The sequence below is a fragment of the Exiguobacterium sp. KRL4 genome (genome assembly GCF_001870785.1).
Classification (GTDB): Bacteria; Bacillota; Bacilli; order Exiguobacteriales; family Exiguobacteriaceae; genus Exiguobacterium_A.
In genome coordinates, this window is the sequence record NZ_MOLV01000007.1 from 127,548 (window position 1) to 148,481 (window position 20,934).

At 51.5% G+C, this 20,934-nt stretch carries 20 protein-coding genes; 13 read left to right on the forward strand and 7 right to left on the reverse strand.

Features of this window, described 5'->3' with window-relative positions:
- Nucleotides 1-16: 16 nt before the first annotated feature.
- From BLD48_RS06615 to BLD48_RS06640, 6 genes are read left to right on the forward strand one after another with little or no spacing between them, the layout of a single operon-like run.
- Nucleotides 17-2,011 (forward strand): beta-galactosidase, encoded by a 1,995-nt coding sequence (locus BLD48_RS06615; protein ID WP_071499501.1) that lies wholly within the window; start codon nucleotides 17-19, stop codon nucleotides 2,009-2,011.
- Nucleotides 2,012-2,025: 14 nt separating this feature from the next.
- Nucleotides 2,026-4,158 carry an alpha-galactosidase gene (locus tag BLD48_RS06620; RefSeq protein WP_071499502.1) on the forward strand — a complete coding sequence of 711 codons (2,133 nt, stop codon included), beginning with the start codon at nucleotides 2,026-2,028 and terminating at the stop codon, nucleotides 4,156-4,158.
- Nucleotides 4,155-5,327, forward strand: coding sequence for a galactokinase (locus tag BLD48_RS06625; protein ID WP_071499503.1), 1,173 nt, complete (start codon nucleotides 4,155-4,157; stop codon nucleotides 5,325-5,327). Before BLD48_RS06620 ends, BLD48_RS06625 begins: the two co-directional genes overlap by 4 nt.
- Nucleotides 5,328-6,326 (forward strand): UDP-glucose 4-epimerase GalE, encoded by a 999-nt coding sequence (galE, locus tag BLD48_RS06630; protein ID WP_071499504.1) that lies wholly within the window; start codon nucleotides 5,328-5,330, stop codon nucleotides 6,324-6,326.
- Between the two features lie 30 nt (nucleotides 6,327-6,356).
- Nucleotides 6,357-7,850, forward strand: a complete 1,494-nt coding sequence (locus BLD48_RS06635; protein ID WP_071499505.1) for a UDP-glucose--hexose-1-phosphate uridylyltransferase — start codon at nucleotides 6,357-6,359, stop codon at nucleotides 7,848-7,850.
- The gene (locus BLD48_RS06640; RefSeq protein ID WP_071499506.1) at nucleotides 7,847-8,866 is read left to right on the forward strand and encodes an aldose epimerase family protein; all 1,020 of its coding nucleotides are present in this window, start codon (nucleotides 7,847-7,849) and stop codon (nucleotides 8,864-8,866) included. The genes BLD48_RS06635 and BLD48_RS06640 overlap by 4 nt, the downstream gene beginning before the upstream one ends.
- Nucleotides 8,867-8,915: 49 nt before the next feature.
- Here the strand turns inward: BLD48_RS06640 and BLD48_RS06645 are convergent, their stop codons facing one another.
- The 7 genes from BLD48_RS06645 to BLD48_RS06675 all read right to left on the reverse strand — a co-directional run bounded on the left by BLD48_RS06645 (nucleotide 8,916) and on the right by BLD48_RS06675 (nucleotide 15,779).
- Nucleotides 8,916-9,431, reverse strand: coding sequence for a methylated-DNA--[protein]-cysteine S-methyltransferase (locus tag BLD48_RS06645; RefSeq protein WP_071499507.1), 516 nt, complete (start codon nucleotides 9,429-9,431; stop codon nucleotides 8,916-8,918).
- 77 nt (nucleotides 9,432-9,508) lie between these two features.
- The gene (locus BLD48_RS06650; protein ID WP_071499508.1) at nucleotides 9,509-10,909 is read right to left on the reverse strand and encodes a dihydrolipoyl dehydrogenase family protein; all 1,401 of its coding nucleotides are present in this window, start codon (nucleotides 10,907-10,909) and stop codon (nucleotides 9,509-9,511) included.
- On the reverse strand, nucleotides 10,910-12,115 hold the full coding sequence (locus BLD48_RS06655) for a dihydrolipoamide acetyltransferase family protein (protein ID WP_083412262.1): 1,206 nt from the start codon (nucleotides 12,113-12,115) through the stop codon (nucleotides 10,910-10,912).
- A gap of 12 nt (nucleotides 12,116-12,127) precedes the next feature.
- A complete protein-coding gene (locus tag BLD48_RS06660) occupies nucleotides 12,128-13,126 on the reverse strand; it encodes an alpha-ketoacid dehydrogenase subunit beta (RefSeq protein ID WP_071499509.1) in 999 nt (332 codons plus the stop codon).
- A gap of 1 nt (nucleotide 13,127) precedes the next feature.
- Nucleotides 13,128-14,180 (reverse strand): pyruvate dehydrogenase (acetyl-transferring) E1 component subunit alpha, encoded by a 1,053-nt coding sequence (pdhA, locus tag BLD48_RS06665; RefSeq protein ID WP_071499510.1) that lies wholly within the window; start codon nucleotides 14,178-14,180, stop codon nucleotides 13,128-13,130.
- A gap of 15 nt (nucleotides 14,181-14,195) precedes the next feature.
- On the reverse strand, nucleotides 14,196-15,338 hold the full coding sequence (locus BLD48_RS06670; RefSeq protein ID WP_071499511.1) for a Glu/Leu/Phe/Val family dehydrogenase: 1,143 nt from the start codon (nucleotides 15,336-15,338) through the stop codon (nucleotides 14,196-14,198).
- 45 nt (nucleotides 15,339-15,383) lie between these two features.
- A complete protein-coding gene (locus tag BLD48_RS06675) occupies nucleotides 15,384-15,779 on the reverse strand; it encodes a thioesterase family protein (RefSeq protein ID WP_071499512.1) in 396 nt (131 codons plus the stop codon).
- Between the two features lie 346 nt (nucleotides 15,780-16,125).
- Here BLD48_RS06675 and BLD48_RS06680 point away from each other — a divergent pair, with 346 nt between their 5' ends.
- Genes BLD48_RS06680 through BLD48_RS06710 form a run of 7 tightly spaced genes read left to right on the forward strand, consistent with a single transcriptional unit; the run spans nucleotide 16,126 to nucleotide 20,921 of the window.
- On the forward strand, nucleotides 16,126-17,190 hold the full coding sequence (locus BLD48_RS06680) for a phenylacetate--CoA ligase family protein (RefSeq protein WP_071499572.1): 1,065 nt from the start codon (nucleotides 16,126-16,128) through the stop codon (nucleotides 17,188-17,190).
- A 17-nt stretch (nucleotides 17,191-17,207) separates the two neighbouring features.
- Nucleotides 17,208-18,179: a 1,2-phenylacetyl-CoA epoxidase subunit PaaA gene (gene paaA / locus BLD48_RS06685; RefSeq protein WP_071499513.1), complete on the forward strand. Its 972-nt coding sequence runs from the start codon at nucleotides 17,208-17,210 to the stop codon at nucleotides 18,177-18,179.
- A 13-nt stretch (nucleotides 18,180-18,192) separates the two neighbouring features.
- Nucleotides 18,193-18,537, forward strand: a complete 345-nt coding sequence (gene paaB, locus BLD48_RS06690) for a 1,2-phenylacetyl-CoA epoxidase subunit PaaB (protein ID WP_071499514.1) — start codon at nucleotides 18,193-18,195, stop codon at nucleotides 18,535-18,537.
- Nucleotides 18,534-19,319, forward strand: a complete 786-nt coding sequence (gene paaC / locus BLD48_RS06695) for a 1,2-phenylacetyl-CoA epoxidase subunit PaaC (protein WP_071499515.1) — start codon at nucleotides 18,534-18,536, stop codon at nucleotides 19,317-19,319. Before paaB ends, paaC begins: the two co-directional genes overlap by 4 nt.
- A gap of 14 nt (nucleotides 19,320-19,333) precedes the next feature.
- Complete coding sequence (gene paaD, locus BLD48_RS06700) at nucleotides 19,334-19,828, forward strand: 1,2-phenylacetyl-CoA epoxidase subunit PaaD (RefSeq protein WP_071499516.1); 495 nt, start codon at nucleotides 19,334-19,336, stop codon at nucleotides 19,826-19,828.
- Nucleotides 19,829-19,843: 15 nt separating this feature from the next.
- The gene (locus BLD48_RS06705; protein WP_071499517.1) at nucleotides 19,844-20,167 is read left to right on the forward strand and encodes an EthD family reductase; all 324 of its coding nucleotides are present in this window, start codon (nucleotides 19,844-19,846) and stop codon (nucleotides 20,165-20,167) included.
- On the forward strand, nucleotides 20,145-20,921 hold the full coding sequence (locus BLD48_RS06710) for an enoyl-CoA hydratase/isomerase family protein (protein ID WP_071499518.1): 777 nt from the start codon (nucleotides 20,145-20,147) through the stop codon (nucleotides 20,919-20,921). Before BLD48_RS06705 ends, BLD48_RS06710 begins: the two co-directional genes overlap by 23 nt.
- Nucleotides 20,922-20,934: the final 13 nt, after the last annotated feature.

A 20,934-nucleotide genomic window follows, 5' to 3' on the forward strand; every position in this document is an offset into this window, starting at 1 on the left:
AGTGAGGGGGAGCACCATGTATTTAGGCGTTGATTATTACCCGGAACAAACTCCACGTGCGTTATGGGAGGAAGATTTCCGCTTGATGAAAGAACTCGGTGTCAACGTCGTCCGGCTGGCGGAATTTGCTTGGACGATGATGGAGCCGGAAGAAGGAGTCTATGATTTCCGGTTTTGGGACGAGATCATCGAACGCTTGAGTGCCGCCGATTTTGATATCGTCCTCGGGACGCCGACCGCGACACCACCGGCCTGGATGTGCCACAAGTATCCGGAGATTCTTCCGGCAGACGAGCATGGCGTGACCATCAGCTTTGGAGCACGTCGTCACTACACGGTTCACAGTGAGACGTACCAACGCTTTTCCGTTGCCATTACGACTGAAATGGCGAAGCGGTACGGGAAACATCCGCGTGTCATCGGTTGGCAGACGGACAATGAATACGGACATGAAAAGTCAGATCGTTCGTACAGTGACATCGACCGGGTCGCGTTCCAGATTTGGCTGAAAAACCGTTATGGGACGCTTGACGCGTTAAATGAAACATGGGGAACCGTCTTCTGGAGTCAGACGTACACGGCGTGGGAGCAAATCCCGGTGCCACGGAAAGTCTATCAGGAACATAACCCGTCGTTACTCGTCGACTTCGACCGCTTCTGTGCTGATGGTTATAACCATTACAACAAACTGCAAGTCGATGCACTCCGGGAACATATTCATCCGGACGCGTTCATTACGCATAACCTCGTTTACAGTGATATGGCCGTCAATCAACAACAGATGGCACAGGATCTCGATTACGTCGCTTTTGATAACTATCCGGTCTGGGGTGGTTTGCCGGAACCGAACCGTTTCGAGAAAATGGCGAGCGATCATGACCTTTGCCGCTCATCGAAACAAGGGAAAGGTTTTTGGGTGATGGAGCAACTCAGCGGCGCGCAAGGCTGGAGTAAAATCGGTTACCTGCCGCGTCCCGGCCATATCCGTTTGTGGACGTATCAAGCGGTCGCACGTGGTGCGGAAGCGATCGTCTATTTCCGCTTCCGGGCGGCGTTGTTTGGAACGGAAGAGTTTTGCCACGGCATCATCGATCACGATGGAAAACCGAAGCGTAAATTCAACGAAGTCAAACAAATTATGACCGAACTCAACACGTTTGGTGACGAGATTAATGCAAGCAGCTATCAAGCGGAAGTCGGTGTCTATTTCGACCAAGAAAATGTCTGGGCGTGGACGCATCAACCGCACAGTGACGCGTTTGATTTCCGGACGGAGTTCGTCCGGTTCTACGGAGGCGCTGTCCGTCGTCAAGCGTCGACGGATATCGTCTTCCCAGGTGACCGGCTCGATCAATACAAATTGATTATCGTTCCCCTGTACTTCTTGACGAATCCGACATTTGACCAAGCGCTGATTGATTACATGGAGCAGGGTGGACACGTCATCTTCACGTACCGTACCGGCGTCAAGGATCCGCATAACAATGTCTTGCCACTGACGTTGCCAGGGAAGTTCGCCCCATACGCAGGAATCGAAATCGATGAGTACGAATCGTTGCAGGCCGTGCAGGAAAATCGGGTGGAAGGCATTGGTGCCTCTGAAGGCCAAGCTTCACCGGCCCGTATCTGGTGTGATTTGATTACACCGACGACAGCTGAACCGCTTGCTGTCTATCGCGATACGTTTTATGACGGAGTCGCTGCCGTGACACGCAATGAATATAAAGGAACAATCACCTACATTGGTGCATCGATTGATGATGCGATGATCGATACGATCTACCGGCAAGCGTTTCTCGATGCCGGTGTTCAAACGTTTGAAGCACCGGATCAAGTCGAGGTCGTCCGCCGTCATGGTGAAACACGTGATTTCCTCTTCTTCATGAACCACGATACAAAAGCAAGCCGGGACGTTGTGCTCGATGCTGCCTATAAAGAGTTGAATACGAACGAGACATATAGTGGAACAGTGACGCTCGCCCCACTCGAGACGCTGATTCTGACAACGTAAGGAGGAGAACGACCATGGCCATTCTTGAACTGCCGAATCAGCGGTTCGTCCTCGAAGGACAACACGTCGCGCATGTCGTGACGATCGGACAGCAGGGGAAAGTGTTGCATACGTATTTTGGCGCCCGTCTGCCGTATCCATCCGACTATGAAGCCTTACCGAATCCGGTCCTTGCTCACAGCTCATTTGAGTCACCGGATGGTGTCGCGGTTTATGACTTCATTCCATTTGGTGAGATGGTCTACACAGAACCGACTTTAAAATCAGAGCGCCAGGACGGACAACGGGTCAGCCAGTTTACGTTTGAACGTGCCGAGACATCGGAGAACGGATTGGCGTTATGGTTATATGATGCGTTACAAGAACTCCGGGTCGGCATCAAATACGATCTGTACGAAGCTTACGATATGATCGGACGGTCGCTCGTGATTGAAAATACCGGAACACAATCGGTCCGGTTGACGACAGCCCAATCATTTGCGATGGGCATTCTGCAACGGCCGAACTTGAACTTACATCACTTCACCGGAACATGGACAGGCGAATTCCAAAAACAAGTGACGCCACTAACGCCGGGGCGTAAAACGATTGACAGCCGACGGGGTGTGACGAGTCACCAAGCAAATCCCTGGTTTGCTTTGGAGCAAGGTGCGACCGAATCGACCGGCGAAGTCATTTACGGACATTTCGCGTATTCGGGCAACTGGTCGATGCATTTTGAACAGGATGCGTTTGGATTCGTTCAACTGTCAGGTGGCATGAATGCGTTTGATTTCAGCTGGACGCTCGAAGCCGGACAACAACTTGTCACACCGGACTTTTATATCGGCTATGCCTATGACGGCTTTGCCGGGATGAGTGCCCGGGCCCACGATTTTCAGCGTGATCTCATCATGCCGAAATCAGATCGGAACAAAGTCCGGCCCGTTCTCTACAATTCCTGGGAAGCAACATATTTTGACGTGACGGAACACGGACAACGGGAGCTTGTTGATCAAGCTGCTGCAATCGGTTGTGAACTGTTCGTCGTTGATGACGGCTGGTTCGGCGAACGAAACTCCGATCAAGCCGGTCTTGGCGACTGGGTCGTCAATCCGGAGAAGTTTCCGAACGGATTAACACCGTTGATCGAGTATGTGAAACAACAAAATATGTCGTTTGGTCTGTGGGTCGAACCGGAGATGGTCAATCCGGATTCGAATCTTTACCGGACCCACCCCGACTGGATTTATCATAGTCCCGGTGCACGCCGGACGACCTCACGCAATCAGTTTGTCCTGAACCTCGGTTTACCGGAAGTCGAACAATTCGTGTTCGAGATGATGGATGAGTTGCTCGGGACTCATGCGATTGATTACATCAAATGGGACATGAACCGTGCCTTTTCAGAACCGGGCGTTCCGGGTGCTACACCGGCAGCACAACAAGAACTGTGGAAACGGCATGTCGATGCGTTGTACCGGATCTTTGACGGCTTACGGATACGTCATCCGGAAGTCGATTTTGAAGCCTGTGCCGGAGGTGGCGGACGGATTGATCTCGGGATTCTCAAACGGACGGAACAAGTCTGGACGAGTGACAACACGGATCCGATTGATCGACTGGCGATTCAACATGATTTCTCGTTTGCCTACAATGCGAAGATGATGAGTTGTTGGGTGACGGATGGTCCAAACTGGCTGAATGGACGGAACCTGCCGCTTGCGACACGCTTTGTCTCTTCCATGCAAGGGACGCTTGGCATCGGCGGCAACTTAAGCGAATGGACGACGGAAGAATTAACAGAAGCGGCCGAGTGGATTGCGACGTACAAGACGATTCGGGAAACCGTTCAATTCGGACGTCAACACCGGATTCAAGCGGACGATCAAGGCGCATCGATTATGCAATATACGGCGAGTGAACAAACGGTCATCCTGGCCGTTGCCCCGATGCGCAAGCATGGAATTGGACAATACAGCTTCCGATTAAGAGGACTTGAGGAAACAATGCTGTATCAGGTTGAAGGACGTACGCTCAGTGGTGCCTACTTGATGCAACAAGGAATTAGCATGACGTACACAAACGATTATGAAGCACGTTGCCTGCAGGTCCAACCGGTTCGTCGCGGCGTGACAACAAGACAGTCAAAGGAGCCGATCGTATGACAGACCAGACACTCGAACAGACTTTTGAACAACAATTCGGTCAACCGTCGACCCACCGCTTTTTTGCACCGGGCCGGATCAATTTGATCGGAGAACATACAGACTACAACGGTGGACATGTCTTTCCGTGTGCTTTGACGCTTGGAACGCATGCGGTTGCCCGCAAGCGGGACGATGCGGTGTTCCGGTTTTATTCGCTGAACTTTGAAAACGACGGCATCATCGAAGTCGCAGGTGATGACTTGACGCATCGATCTGCCGATGGCTGGGCCAACTATGCCAAAGGGATGATTCATGTCTTACGGGAAGCCGGTTACCGGATGGATACAGGATGCGACATCTTGATCAAAGGTGATATCCCGAATGGTGCCGGACTGTCTTCGTCCGCTTCGCTTGAACTGGTCATCGGTGTTTTGCTCGACAAACTGTACGATTTGAATGTCGACCGGATCGAACTCGTCAAATATGGTCAACAGGTCGAAAACCAGTACATCGGTGTCAACAGCGGCATCATGGATCAATTCGCAATCGGGATGGGCAAAGCGGGATCCGGTCTGTTGCTTGACTGCGAGACACTGGAGTATACGTATGCCCCGCTCGATTTATCGGGCTATACGATCATCATCATGAATACGAATAAACGGCGTGAACTGGCAGATTCGAAATACAACGAACGCCGCTCGGAATGTGAAGCAGCACTGGCTTACCTGCAACAGTACCGTCCGTATGCGTCACTCGGTCAATGGTCGATGGATGAATTCGAAACGGTTTCTTTTGAGGACGAACGATTGCAACGCCGGGCGCGTCACGCGATTTCTGAAAACGAGCGGACGTTGCAGGCACTTGATGCCCTAAAAGAAGAGAGACTAGAAGCATTCGGTCAACTGATGAATGCCTCACATCGTTCTTTGCGAGTGGATTACGAAGTGACGGGGAAAGAACTGGATACATTGGTCGAAGCGGCTTGGGTACAACCGGGAGTCCTTGGTGCCCGGATGACAGGTGCCGGTTTTGGCGGCTGTGCGATTGCCATCGTCGAAGACGAGACAGTCGAGACATTCATGACGGCAGTTGGTCGACAATATGAGGCAGCAATCGGTTACCCGGCATCGTTCTACACGGCAACGGTTGGTGATGGAGCACGAGAAATCGAACAGGAGGTCATCTAAATGGCAGTACTGGTAGTAGGTGGAGCAGGGTATATCGGATCGCATGCAGTCTATCAATTGATTGATGCCGGTCAGGACGTTGTCGTCATCGATCATTTAAAATCCGGTCACCGGGAAGCCGTTCATCCGGAAGCCCGTTTTTACGAAGGGGATATCCGGGATCGGGCCTTCCTTGATACGGTGTTTGAGACGGAAACAATCGATCAGGTCGTTCATTTCGCAGCCTTTTCGTTAGTCGGTGAATCGATGGAGCATCCGCTCGCCTACTTCGACAACAACGTTTACGGCACACAAGTGTTGCTCGAAGCGATGATGGCGCATGATGTCAAACAGATTGTCTTCTCATCGACCGCCGCGACCTACGGGGAGCAGGAACAGATGCCGATTCTTGAGACGGCAACGACGAATCCGACGAATGCCTACGGTGAAACAAAGTTGATGATGGAGAAGATGATGCGCTGGTGTGAGACGGCTTACGGTCTCCAGTATGTGGCGCTCCGGTACTTTAACGTTGCCGGGGCTCGTGCAACAGGTGAAATCGGAGAAGATCATACACCGGAAACGCATTTGGTTCCGCTCGTCCTCGAAGTCGCCAATGGTCAACGCCCGATGATTTCCATTTACGGCGACGATTATGCGACAGAAGACGGCACATGTATCCGCGACTATATCCATGTCGAGGATTTAATTGATGCCCATCTGCTTGCGCTGGAGTATTTAAAACAGGGCAATCCGAGTGATGTCTTTAATCTCGGTTCAAGCCGCGGTTTTTCAGTCCGGGAAATCATTGAAGCCGCACGCCGTGTGACGGGACATGCGATTCCGGAACAAGTCGTCGCACGACGCGCCGGAGACCCGAGTACCTTGATTGCCGGATCGGATAAGGCGAAAACAGTCTTAGGCTGGAAGCCAAGCCGGACGGACATCGAAACGATCATTCAAGATGCGTGGCGCTGGCATGAAAAACGTCCGCAAGGCTACAAGACACCAGTACGATAAAGAGAGAATGGATTTAGGGGAGTGAAGGCGATGAACGAACTCATCAAACAATTAGTAGAGCAGGCAATCCGTCACCAGTTGATTCAACCGGAAGACGCGGTGTATGCACGAAACCGATTATTGGCGTTGCTAAGCGAAGCAGCTTACACGGATCCGGGTACTGTCGACACCGCGTCGATTCCTGATCTTTTGGACGAGATGATTGAACAACAGATCACTGCCGGGAAACTTGCGCCGCGTCTGGATGAAAAAGAACGGTTGGCGGCAGAATTGATGGATGTGTTCGTCGATCGCCCGTCTCAGATCACTTCGACTTTCCGTCAGCTGTACGCTGAAAATCCGCAACAGGCGACTGACTATTTTTATCAGCTCAGTCAAGCGAATAATTACATTCAAACGAAACGTATCGCAAAAAATATCCAGTATCAAGCGGACACGGTCTATGGTGAAATCGATATTACGATCAATCTCTCAAAACCGGAAAAAGATCCGCGTGAAATTGCTGCGGCGCAAACAGAAACTGTCGAATCGACGTATCCAACCTGTCTCTTGTGTGTTGAAAACGTAGGGTATGCCGGACGGAGCAATCATCCGGCCCGTGCGAATCACCGGATTGTGCCACTGTCACTCGGCGGCGAATCTTGGGCGTTACAATATTCGCCGTACGTCTATTACAACGAACACAGCATCATCTTGTCGCAGGAGCACCGAGATATGGTGATCAACCGTCAAGCCTTTGCGCGGTTGCTTGAATTCGTTGCTCAGTTTCCGCATTATTTTGCCGGGTCGAATGCCGACCTGCCGATCGTTGGCGGATCAATTTTGACGCATGACCATTATCAAGGCGGTCGTTATGAATTTGCGATGGACCGGGCACAGGCGTTGCACCAGTTTGTTTTACCGGATCATCCGGACGTCATCGGCGAAACGCTGCACTGGCCGCTGACGGTCTTGCGCTTGAGCAGTCCCGATGCGTCATCCTTACTCGATGCAGCAGACGAGGTGTATCAGACTTGGTTGACGTACGAAGATGCCGAGCATGAGATTCTTGCGGCGACGGATAGTGTCCGCCATAACACGGTGACACCGATTGCCCGGATGCGCGGCGAACGATTTGAACTGGATCTCGTCTTGCGCAACAACCGGACGTCGACAGACCATCCGGACGGTATCTTCCATACCCATGCCGACATTCACCACATTAAACGCGAAAACATCGGTTTGATTGAAGTGATGGGACTCGCCGTTCTGCCGGCCCGTTTGCTCAGTGAACTCGAAGAAGTCGAGCAGTTCGTCGCGGGAACGGCCACTTCGACGGATCCTTCCCATCAAAAATGGGCTACAGAATTGAAAGCAGCATACAACGGACAAGACGTGACGGAGTATGTCCGACAAGCTGTCGCGGCGAAATTTGTCCGTGGTCTCGAAGACTGTGGTGTCTTTAAACAAACTCCGGACGGGCAGGCGGGACTTGACCGCTTCCTTGAAACGGTCAGCCGCCAAGTGGCAGGTGATCGGCGATGACGAAACAGACGCAGTTGATTCAGGAAACGGATCTCGTTCGTCATACGCTGACGCAACCGGGAATTGAAGTCGAGATTTGGAACTATGGTGGTATTATCAATGATCTCCGTGTTGCGGATCGGGACGGACGAACCGAGAGTGTGGTCTTAGGTTTTGATACATTAAAGGAATACCAAGAACACTCTCCGTACTTCGGGGCAATCGTCGGACGGGTCGCCGGACGTATCGGACAAGCGCAAATGGAAGTCGAAGGAACCGTCTATCCGCTCGCAGCAAATGATAGAACGCATCATCTGCACGGAGGAATCAAAGGTTTTGATCAAGCACTTTTTGAAATCGTCGAAGCCACAACGGATCGGCTCCATCTCCGGTTGTTCAGTCCGGACGGGACGGAAGGCTACCCTGGTAACGTCACACTCGACGCCGTCTATCAGCTTGACGGTCTCGCCTTGACGTTGACGATGGACGCCACGACGGATCAGGCGACACCGTTGAATCTGACGAATCATACGTATTGGAACCTGTCGGGGAACTTACAACGGGATATACTCGATCATCACTTGACGATCCCGAGTAAAACGTACTTACCTGTCGGACCGGATTTACTGCCAACCGGTCAGTTGCAGGACGTGACAGGAACACCTCTTGATTTTCAAACCGGGCGGTTGATTCGAAGCGGAGCAGAATCCGATCATCCAGAAACGGTAGCCGCTGGAAATGGATATGATCATCCGTTCCTCTTATCGGGACAGCCGATCCGACTGGAAGACTTGTCAAATGGCCGGTATGTAGAAGTGACGACGAATCAACCGGTCGTCATCCTCTATACGGGGACGCAACTCGAGACGAATTACGAGATTCGTGGTGTCGGTGCCCGTCCTTCACTCGGTCTGTGTCTTGAAACACAAGTCCATCCGAATGCGGTGAACGAACCAAACTTCCCGGACATTCTGATTCAGCCGGACAAGATCTACCACTGGGAAACGACGTATCGGTTTGGCGTAAAATCGGTGTAAAAAAAGAGAACGGATTCGATTTACATCGAGTTCGTTCTCTTTTGCTATGTTAGTGCGGTTGAGAAGAGGAAGTCTGTTCGATCGCGAGAAGTTGTCGCTTCATGTTGAGACCACCCCAGTATCCCGTCAAATCTCCTTTTTTTCCGATGATTCGATGACAAGGGACGACGATCAAGACACGATTTTTACTGATGGCGGTTCCGACGGCGCGCGTCGCACTCGGTCTGTAAATCCGTTGGGCAATATCTGAATAAGTCACCGTCACACCGTATGGAATATGACATAAGGCCTGCCAGACTTCCAACTGGAACGGTGTACCGATCAAATGAAGCGGGAGGGAAAACCGGGTGCGTGTCCCGTTTAAGTATTCGATGAGTTGTTCCTGGTACGGTTGCATGATCTGTGGATGCTCGATCAAGTCAGCCCGGGGAAATTGTTTTCGAACCCAGTCGTCAAATAAGTCCAATGGTTCATTTAACGCACCGACATAACAGAGTCCGGTGTCCGTTGCCGCAATCGGAAAGGATGTATCGCTCCAGTTCAGCCTCGTAAAGTAAACTTCCATCGTATGACCTCCTTCACACTAAAAATCCAGACAACAAACCGGCCGTTGCTCAAGAAAAGGAACGGTCCGGTTTGATCTTACGACTTCGTTAACACATCTTGTTGACGAGGCGGTAAATGAATCGCCTGCCCAATCAAGGATTCGACGGCTTCTATAAAGGCCTCATTCCGACTTGGATGCGGCATGACCGGAAAGCGGACGTCTTCTTCTTTCGCATGCAGTTCCAGGGTTTGAGAAAAGACGCCGGCCAGTTCGATGGATCCTTCTCCAATCATATGAATACCGAGAATGAGGCTCGTCGTCGCATCGGAAATGACTTTGATGAAACCGCTGCCTCCTTCAATCATCGTTGCCCCATTGGCATTAAGGGCAAATTGGCCGGTCCGGATCGAATGACCGGCGTCCGTTGCCGCTTGTTCCGTCAAGCCGATGGAGACGATTGGTGGAAGGGACCGGATGATGGTCGGGTAATAGGGTATTGTTGCATCGGCCAGTTGCCCGGCTAAATGTTCGGCTGTCCGTTTCGCCTCATGGATGGCCCGTGTCGCAATCGCAGGACCAGGCGTTACATCTCCGATGGCATAGATATGTGGACGGTTCGTCTGTCCGAATGGATCGACGGGAATCGTTCCGTCTTCTGCTAACGTCACACCAATCCGCTCGAGTCCCAGTTCCAACGTGTGTGGGACACGGGGCAACGATTGAAACAAAAAAGGAGCGGACCAGGTCGTTTCCTGTCCTTGTTTTACGACCGTAACGGTCACTTTGTCGTCTGCTTCGATGGCGGTCACGGTACCTGTGACCAATTGGATTTTTTGTTTTTTCAAGAGACGCCGCAGTTCTTTGTCGAGACTCGGATCCAACCCGAAGTCGTCAGCAATCAACGTGACCGACGTACCGAGGGCTTGAAAACTCATCGCTGCTTCGAGAGCGATATAGTCTTGTCCGATGATGACAAGGCGTTCAGGTAATTTGGTCAGTTGGTATAACTGTTCGGCATTCAATACAGAGGGATGGTCCTGTTCGATGCTGTGGCTTCCGGTCGCAATCACGACATCGTTAAACCGGTACGTATCAAACTGATGTCCGAGTTCCACACCAATCCGGTCGTCTGCTAAAAATGAAGACGCTCCTTGGATGATTTCAATCGAGTTTGCCTGGCAGAGCGCTTCCACTCCCGTTCGTAATTGACGGATGGTCCGTTCCCGGTACTCGACCAATTGACTGAAATCATGTGTCGGATTAAAAGAAAAACCAAGAGCCGTCATATGTTTCATCTGCAGTTTGACATCTGCGGCATGAGCGACGACCTTGGACGGGATACATCCTTTGTTCAAACAAAGTCCCCCGAGCTGTGCTTGCTCAATCAAGGTGACGTTGCGACCCAATTGACTGGCGCGGATCGCAGCGGTATAACCGGCTGGACCACCACCAAGAATCACTAAATCACGTTCTTGTGTCAGTTCACCTACGACCATTTAAATCAGCTCCATCAATAAAGTAGTGGGGTGTTCGATTAATCCGGCGAACCGATTCGTAAAAGCAACGGCCGTCGCGCCGTCAGCGACACGGTGATCGAACGACATCGATAGATTCATCATCGAGCGGATGACGATTTGGTCTTGGTCATCGACGCAGACCCGTTTTTTTGTTTTGTGGAATGCAATCAAAGCAGTTTCCGGATAATTGATGATTGGGGTCGCTCCCGTACTTCCAAGAGGACCGACATTACTCATCGTAAAGGTACTCGGTTTCAGATCCGCAGCGCGCAAGTCTCCCATCTTAGCGCGGGAAGACAGTTCCGCGACACGCGTATGCAACTGTTGCATCGTCAGCTTATCTGCATCTCGAACGACGGGAACAATCAGTCCGTCCGTCGTCTCGGTCGCGACACCGATATGATACTGTTGCTCGAGGATGATTTGTTCGTTGGCTTCATCCAGTTTTGCGTTAAAGACAGGGAAGTCTTGGAGTGCGACGATCAAGGCTTTGATGAAAAAGGCGTTGACACTGATCGGTTTACCGGCCGCCTTTAATTCTTCGCGCAAGGCGAGCAATCGAGTCATATCTACTTCTTCGAAATGCGTGACGTGCGGAATCGTAAAGAGGGATTGCGTCATTTTTTTCGCAATCTGTTTCCGGATTCCCCGGAACGGGATCGTCTCGACCGGTGTAGCAGAAGGAGAACATGTTTGTTCAACGACATCTGCCTCTTTGAGTGAGGAATTTGTATCGTGGAACCGCCGGACATCCTCCTCCGTGACGCGACCTGACGGATCGGAAGGCGGAACTTGTTCCAAATCAATCCCATGTTCGCGCGCGATTTTTCGAGTGTAAGGGGTAGCCAAGACACGTCGACTATTTGATGGAACAGATGGTGTTAGGACAGGCTGCTGTACTTCAATCCGTTCAGTCGTCTGTTGGATTACTTGTTCAACCGTCACCGTTTCGATGGCTTCGATCAACAATAAAACCGTACCAACGGAGACCGTCTGACCGACAGGGACGACGAGATCCGTGACGACACCGGACACCGGAGCCGGTAATTCAGCGACCATTTTATCGGTCGACACTTCGACGACAGGCTGATCGATCGTGACACGATCGCCGACCTGGACCAGATAGTTCGCGATTTCACCTTCCGTCATCCCTTCACCGACGTCATGCAACTTTACTTCAATCATCACGTTCACTCCTTAAAAATCAACCGTACGCTGGATCGCTTCAAGCACACGCGTCGGCGTCGGGATGTAATGGTCCTCCAGGGCGAATAATGGAACAGGCACGTCAAACCCGGTGACGCGGGCAACTGGTGCCCGTAAATATAAGAACGAGGTATCGTTGATCAGCGCAAGCAAATCGTTTCCAAGACCACCCATGGCTTGTGCTTCATGGACGATAACAGCCCGTCCGGTTTTTTGGACGGAGGCCGCAATCGTTGCACGATCAAGCGGATAGAGGGTCCGTAAATCAATCACTTCACAGGAGATGCCGCGGGTCGCAGCTTCCGTCGCGGCTTTTTGTGCGACTTGGACCATCGCGCCCCAAGCAATCAGCGTCACGTCTTGGCCTTCGGTGACACATTTCGCTTTACCGATTTCAATCGTATATGCTTCACTCGGAACCGGTTCCTTAAAGGCCCGGTAGCTTCGCATCGACTCGAGGAATAAGACCGGATCCGGATCTTCAATCGCCGCAATCAATAAACCCTTGGCGTCATACGGCGTGGAGGGGCAGACGACTTTCAGGCCTGGCATCGAAGTGAAGAGGGCTTCCGTGCTGTCGGAATGAATCTCCGGTGCCCGGATGCCGGCCCCATAAGGTGCCCGAATGACCATCGGCACGCCGTAACGCCCCAGCGTCCGCATCCGGATGCGGGAGACATGGGTCATGATTTGCTCGTAAGCAGGGTAGATGAAACCGAGAAATTGGATTTCGACGATCGGCTTAAACCCGTTGACCGCGAGACCGATCGACGTTCCGACGATTCCTGCTTCGCTCAGTGGCGTATCGATAATCCGGTCTTCACCGAACTCTTCCTGCAGACCGTCCGTCGCCCGGAAGACACCGCCGTTTTTCCCGACATCTTCACCTAGTACAAGCGTCGTCTCATCGTCCGTCAGTTTTGTCCGTAAGGCATCGGTGACAGCCTGGACAAGCGTCATCTCCGTTTGTCGATTGATTGGTGTCGCCATGTCAATTCCCCCTCGCTGTCAGGTAATCCGCTTTTTGACGGATTAAATCGTCCGGTAGTGTCGCAAACGTATGGTCAAACAAATCGTTGACGTCAGGAGGCGGAAAGGCTTCCATCGTCTTGACGGCCGTTTCGACCTCTTCTTGATGGCGGATTCGAATCGCTTCGATTTCCTGCTCGTCGTAGAAGCCTTGTTCTTTCATGAAATCTTCCAATCGGGTGAGGGGATCAATCCGGTCCCGGGAACGGTCTTGATCCCGGTATTTCGACGGATCATCTGCTGTCGTGTGGGCACCGAATCGCCACGTGACCGCTTCGATTAAGGTCGGACCACCGCCGGATCGAGCCCGTTCCAGTGCAGTCTGCATCGTGAAATAAACGGCGAAGACATCATTGCCGTCAATCCGAACGCTTGGCATACCATAAGCTAATGCTTTTTGAGCAATCGTTTCCGAATGCATTTGTTTTTGAATCGGGACGGAAATCGCATACCCGTTGTTTTGATTAAACAAGATGACCGGAGCCTGAAAGACGCTGGCGAAGTTCATCCCTTCATGAAAATCACCTTCCGACGTTGCCCCGTCGCCAAAATAGGCGACGGCGACTTGGGTCGTCCCTTTTCGTTTTTCCGCCCAGGCCGCACCGACCGCATGCGGGATTTGTGTGGCAATCGGAACAGCGGGTGGGAAGATATGCAGCTCATCGGTCGGGACACAGCCTTCGACGCGGCCATTCCAATACAAAAACGTCCGGACCATGTCGGCGCCAAACGTCAGCGTCGCCCCGTGATCCCGGTAGGTCGGGAAGACCCAGTCTTTGTCCTGCAGCGCATACGCACTGCCAACCTGTGCCGCTTCCTGTCCTTCGAACGGAGCATAGGTGCCGAGCCGTCCTTGACGTTGCAGATTGATTGCCTTCCGGTCAAACGTCCGGATCCGGTTCATATGTGTAAAAAGGGCGAGGCTTAGGTCCTTGGTCAGCAAATCGCGTTTCGATGTATCAATCACGTGTCCGGCATCATCGAGGATGCGGTAAATCGGAAATTGCTTTTGCATACGTGTCACCTCCCATTAGTCATTACGGATGTTCCATTTTGGTTTGATCGTATTCGTAAAGATGTTGTTATGACGGGCACGAATTTGAATCCGTTTGTTGCACATCCGGTTAGCCGCCTCGAGTGTCGTGATCGATTCCGCATGAGACTCGTGGAACACTTCGAGGACGGCATCGTAAATGTGTTTAGTTTTTAATAAGACGCGTTCATGATTCGCACCGTATAATTCGTCGGCAACTTGAATCAAACCACCGCCATTGACGATGTAATCGGGCGCATACAAAATACCGCGCTGTTTCAAGTCCGCTGCTAGGGAGTCATCTGCTAACTGATTATTGGCCGATCCGCAAATCGCTTTACATTGCAACTGTCCGATGTTCGTCGATTGGATGACACCACCATAGGCACAAGGGACAAAGATGTCGGCATCCGTCAGATGAATTTCATGAGCGGCAATGACACGAACCGTTCCAGGTGTTTTTTCCGCTTGCTCGACGAGAGAAGCGAGAACGGATTCGCTCAAATCGGACACGTACAGGTTGGCACCGGCAGACAATAACTGTTCCGCGACTTTATAGCCGACCTTTCCCAGTCCTTGGACAGCGTAACTGGCCCGGCTTAAATCATCCGATCCGTATAACGTTTCGACCGTTGCCCGTAATCCGTAAATGACGCCTTCCGCCGTCGGGATCGACGAATCCCCGCTGCCGCCAAAGGCTTCCGGAATGCCGACGATCCGTGCCGTTTCCCGACTGGCATGGACGAAGTCGTCCATCGTCGTTCCCATGTCCGTTCCGGTATAGAAACGACCGCCGAGCGAGTCGACGAATCGTCCAAAGGCCCGGAATAGTTCCGGCGTCTTATCGGTTGCGGGATCACCGATGATGACCGCCTTGCCGCCGCCAAAATCAACGTCAGCCGCTGCACATTTATACGTCATGCCACGCGACAGGCGTAAGACATCATCGAGTGCTTCATCGACGGTCGAATACGGCGCCATCCGGCAACCCCCGAGCGCGGGTCCGAGTGTCGTATCGTGAATGGCGATGATGGCTTGCAGACCGGACACGGGATCGTTGCAAAAAACGACCTGTTCGTGACCAGAGATTTTTTCCATGATGGAAGGCGAGGGATTCGTAGATGGGTTCAACATATGCATAAAAACATCCTCCTTTATATTTAGTAAGCGCTTTCATTTTAATTGTTAAAAAACACGTGGAATCAATTTTTCTTGAATCAATTGTTTATTTAAGATCATCTGTTTGACTTCACCAAGACCGATGACACGATCGCCGTGTCTGACTTCGACTTTTGCCAAGACGCGGCCGGGTGTAAGTTCGATGACGGTGGCTTCGATGCGGATATTTGATCCAAGTGTCGCCATTCCTAAATGTTTCAAGGAAACGGCACCACCGACTCCTTCTTCCTGTTCTTCAAGGTAAGGGAGGATGAGTTTTCGAGCCGCCCATTCCATATGATAGACCATCGAGACAGTTGAGTAAGCCGGATGGACAACCACACCTTCAAACTGAGCGAACATTTCTTCTGTTACGATCGCTTCGATGACAGCAGAATCTCCGAGCGATAAACCGTTTTTCACACCAATTCCCCCTTGCCTGTGACCACAGCTGGTCTTACCAAAAATAGTATAACACTTGTCACACGATATTTTATCAATCAGTTACGAAATGAGCAAACATTTTCAGTAATATTTTCCAAAAAGAAATATCAATTTTACGTTTTCTCTATAGGAAACGCCTTTGCTGGTGATTTTGATTTAAACAGCGTCAGAAAAAGTTGATTTGGGAGCTTTTAAAAAAATGGAGGATTGACAATAATGTGAACGTATCGTAGTTTTATGGTATAACCATTTTAAAACGAACGTTTATTTATTGTGTTACAAAAGCGCGAGGGGGTGCAATTTGTATAACAAGATTCTCGAAACGATGACGGCGGAAGTCAGGACAAGCTTACAGTTGGAACGCTTGCGCGAGACCGTACGTTATGTGACAGCGCATGTACCCTTCTACAGAACAAAGTTCGCGGACCGCGGACTCGATGTGGACTCCTTGGAGACGTTGACGGATCTGCAAAAATTGCCGTTCACCTGGAAACGTGATCTGCGTGAACACTATCCATTCGGTTTATTCGCTGTTCCTCCGCAGGCAGCAGCCCGGATTCATGCTTCCTCCGGTACGAGTGGAAAACCGACTGTCGTCGGTTATACCGAAGAAGATCTTGCGGACTGGTCGACTGCCGTGGCGCGTGGTCTGATTGCCATCGGGGCGGACAAAACCGACCTGTTGCACAATGCCTACGGGTACGGATTGTTCACAGGCGGACTGGGGTTGCACGCAGGAGCAGAACAGCTCGGAATGGCGGTCGTTCCTGTATCTGGAGGAAATACGGATCGGCAGATTACCTTGATTGAAGATTTTCAGCCACGCGGAATTTGCGGAACACCTTCTTATATGTTGCATCTCTCGGAACGTATGGAAGAAAAGGGTCTAAATCCGAAGACGAGCAGCCTGCAGTACGGGATTTTCGGAGCCGAGCCGTGGTCGGAAGAATTACGGCAAACCCTCGAAAATAAGTGGGGGATCCGGGCTTTTGACATCTACGGTCTCAGCGAAATCATGGGGCCCGGTGTCGCGATGGAGTGTCAGGAACAGGACGGATTGCATCTGATGGATGACATGATGATCATCCGTGGTGTCAATGTCTTTCCGTCTGAGATTGAGCGGGTCCTGCTTCAACAACCGGGTGTCACACCGCACTACCAAATTCACCGGATTCAACGGGCCGGTCTCGAAGCACTGGAATTGCACATCGAGCTCGAAGTGGGGACAGCTGCTGAAGATATTAAGCGGGTCATCTGCCATGCCATGAAAACAGAATGTCTGATTTCGGTTGATCTCGTTTGTCATCCGCCATACGGTCTTCCGCGATCGGAAGGAAAAGCTGTCCGGATTATCGACCGTCGCACAGTGTCTGAGAAGAAGTTTGTTTAAGCAGAGGAGGAACTGACATGTACGATGCAACGCATCTTTTTGAACCACCGGTCATGACCGAAGAAGAAAAATTGGAACGATTTAAAGAACGAATCGAAAACGGGGAAAAAATCGAAGCTGACGACTGGATGCCTGATTTTTATCGCGACACGCTGATCAAGTTGATTTCGATGCACGGCATCAGTGAAATCATGGGCGCTTTACCGGAAAAAGAATGGGTACCAAAAGCACCGTCGTTACGCCGGAAGCTCGGCATCATGGCAAAAGTCCAGGATGAGATGGGGCACGGCCAACTCCTGCTGCGGGTCGTCGAGGACTTGATGAAACCGTACGGAAAAACGCGGGCAGACTTGATGGACGATTTGTTTACGGGACGTCTCAAATTCCATAACGTCTTCCACATGCCGACCCGTTCATGGGCAGATGCCGGGACGATCGGCTGGCTCGTCGATGGAGCAGCAATCATTACCCAGACGAACATGCTCGGGGCTTCCTACGGACCATATGCACGGGCGTTGCAACGGATTTGTGCGGAAGAAGTGTTCCATGCCCAGCACGGCGAATCCATCATCATGGCACTGGCCGAAGGGACACCGGAACAAAAAGCGATGATTCAGGAATCACTTGACGAGTGGTGGGAATCTCTGTTGATGTTCTTCGGACCGGCGTCAAAAGAGACGACAGGGACGTCCAAACAAGACGTGACAATCGCTTATAAAATCCGGACGAAGACGAACGAAGAACTTCGTCAAAACTTCTTTACGAAATACGTGCCCCGGATCCGCTCGCTTGGTCTTGTCATTCCGGATCCGACATTACGGTTTGATGAGGAAACAGGACAATGGATTTACGCCCAGCCGGACTGGACGGAATTCAAGAAAATCATTCAAGGCGGCGGTCCCCGTTCGAAAGAACGACTCGCCTTACGTCAAACTTCGTATCAAAACAATGCGTGGGTGCGCGAGGCACTTGCTGAGACGATCGGCTGAAGGAGGAACCACCATGACGGAAACGTTTTATCAAGAGTTCGAGGTGTTCAGTAAACGGACGCCGAATGCTGCCTTTACACATCAGTTCAGTCTACTGGCACCGAATAAAGAGATGGCCTTAATGATGGCGCAGGAAAACTTCATGCGCCGCGAGCCGGTCGTCGATATCTGGGTCGTCAAGCGGGACGATATCCGGGGAATGACGCCGGACGAAAAACAAATGTTGCAACGGCTCGACAACAAGGATTACCGGACGACAAAAGGGTACGGCTACCTGAAGAAAAAATGGCGTCATTATGAGCAACAAATGCTCGACGAAAAAGAAATCATGTCCTGGCAAGGAGGCGATTCCAAATGACGGAACAGGAACGTTTAGCGTTGGCCTCACTGCTCTATCAATTGGCGGATGATGACTTTTTGTACGCGTACCGGGGATCGGAATGGTTAGGGCTCGCACCGCATATCGAAGAAGATGTCGCTTCGTCCTCGATCGCTCAGGATTCGATGGGACATGCAGCGATGTACTATCAGCTGCTCGAAGAAATCGGTGAAGGAAAGGCCGATGCTCTGGCTCACGTACGACTCGCGCATGAACGGAAAAATTCCGTTCTCGTCGAGCGGATCAACGGACCGGGATACTACATGGAGAACCCCGAATATGACTGGGCGTATGCCGTCGTGCGCAATTATTGTTATACACTCGCGAAAAAGGTGCGGATCGATTCGTTGAAAAAAAGTAGTTATGCGCCGCTCGCAGCACTCGCCGTAAAGGTCAACATGGAGTTGTACTATCATTTGTTACACTGGCAAACATGGTTTACCCAGCTGTATCAATCAACAGAAACTGCCCGTCAGAAAATGGATGCCGCGCTGGAACGTGTATTGGCTGACTTCGGTGATCTGTTTGATTACGGCGAAGCAACACAGCTGATTGACGAGATGCAGCTCATTGAAGATCAGGGAGTATTGCTTGATCGCTGGTATCAAGCCTTAACGCCGGTCCTCGTCGATTTGGATGTCACGTTGCCGGAAATGAACATGGCCTACAACGGACGAAACGGGGAGCATTCGCCTGATTTGAACGATGCCTTATCGACGCTCGGGGAAGTCTATCTGCTCGATCAGTCAGCGGTATGGTGAAGGAGGAACGGCAGATGACGACAAGATTGGAACAGGACATCCGGCAAGCACTTGATACAGTCAAGGATCCGGAAATTGATGCCGTCAGCATTCTCGATCTCGGGATGGTCGAAGCGACGGAATGGACGGAGACACCGTTCGGATACGATGTCCGGATTACGCTGCTCCCGACATTTTTAGGATGTCCGGCACTTGATATCATTCAAAAAAATACGGAATCCGCTTTGTTACAAGTCCCGCAGGTCAATACGGTCGACGTCGTCTTCCTGTTTGATCCGCCTTGGACATCGGACCGGATTACGGAACAAGGAATTGTCGGTCTGAAGTCCTTTGGAATCGCCCCGCCGCGCGTCGTTGACGGTCGTTGGGAAATCGACTGCCCATACTGCGGATCGACATTCGTCTCGATTGAAAATTTATTTGGTCCGACGGCTTGCCGAAGCATTTTATATTGTAAATCATGCAAAAATCCATTCGAGGCGATGAAACCCGTCTCTACTCTCATGTGAAGGAAGGTAATCATTATGGTAAAACTAATCGCGCTTTATACACATCCGGAGAACAAGGAACAGTTTGACGAGCATTACTTCAACGTCCATGGTCCACTGACAGCTAAAATTCCAGGATTGCAACAGATGACGGTCACGAAAATCGTCGGCTCACCGATGGGCGGAGACGGTAAATATTATCTGATGTGTGAAATGGTCTACGAAAGCCATGAAACGATGAAAGCCGGCATGCGTTCGCTTGAAGGAAAAGCGTCCGGTAAAGACTTGATGGGCTTTGCGGGTGATCTCGTAACATTGATGATCGGCGAAGAAGTCCATGCTGACACGACAGTACGTTAAGGCGGAAGTCGACGGTCGGGTCGGCCGGATTCGACTGAATCGGCCGGAACGTTACAATGCCCTGAACCGGGCGATGATTCGGGAAATCGTTGAAGCGATGGAACAATTCGATCAGGACGATGCGGTCGCTGTCATCGTCCTGAGTGGGGAAGGGAAGTCCTTTTCAGCCGGAGCCGACATCGATGAGATGGTCGACGCGACACCGATTTCGATGGAATTACTCGATCCGTTTGCCGATTGGGACCGGATCAGCCGGCTGCATAAACCGCTGATTGCGGCTGTCCATGGATTTGTACTCGGCGGCGGTTTTGAACTGGCACTGGCCTGCGACTTGATCTATGCGACACCCGAGACGCAGTTCGCGTTTCCAGAGGTCGGGCTCGGTGTCATGCCGGGCGCCGGCGGGACCCAACGATTGACGAAACGGATCGGGCGGACCCGGGCACTCGAGTGGTTGTGGACGGGAGACCGGATGCCGGCGTCGGAAGCCCATCATCTCGGAATCATCAACCGGATCGTGGAAGCGGACCAACTCGAAGCAGACGTTTTGGCGGTTGCCGGACGGATCGCGGCACAACCCGTGATGTCCGTGCGACTGATCAAAGATGCTGTCGATAAGGCGGGCGATCTGTCATTGCAAGACGGCATGGATCATGAACGAAGAAATTTCTACTTATTATTCGGTACGAGTGATCAGACGGAAGGCATGCAAGCCTTCCTCGACAAACGTCAACCGACATTCAAAGGAAACTAAAAGGAGTGGGAGC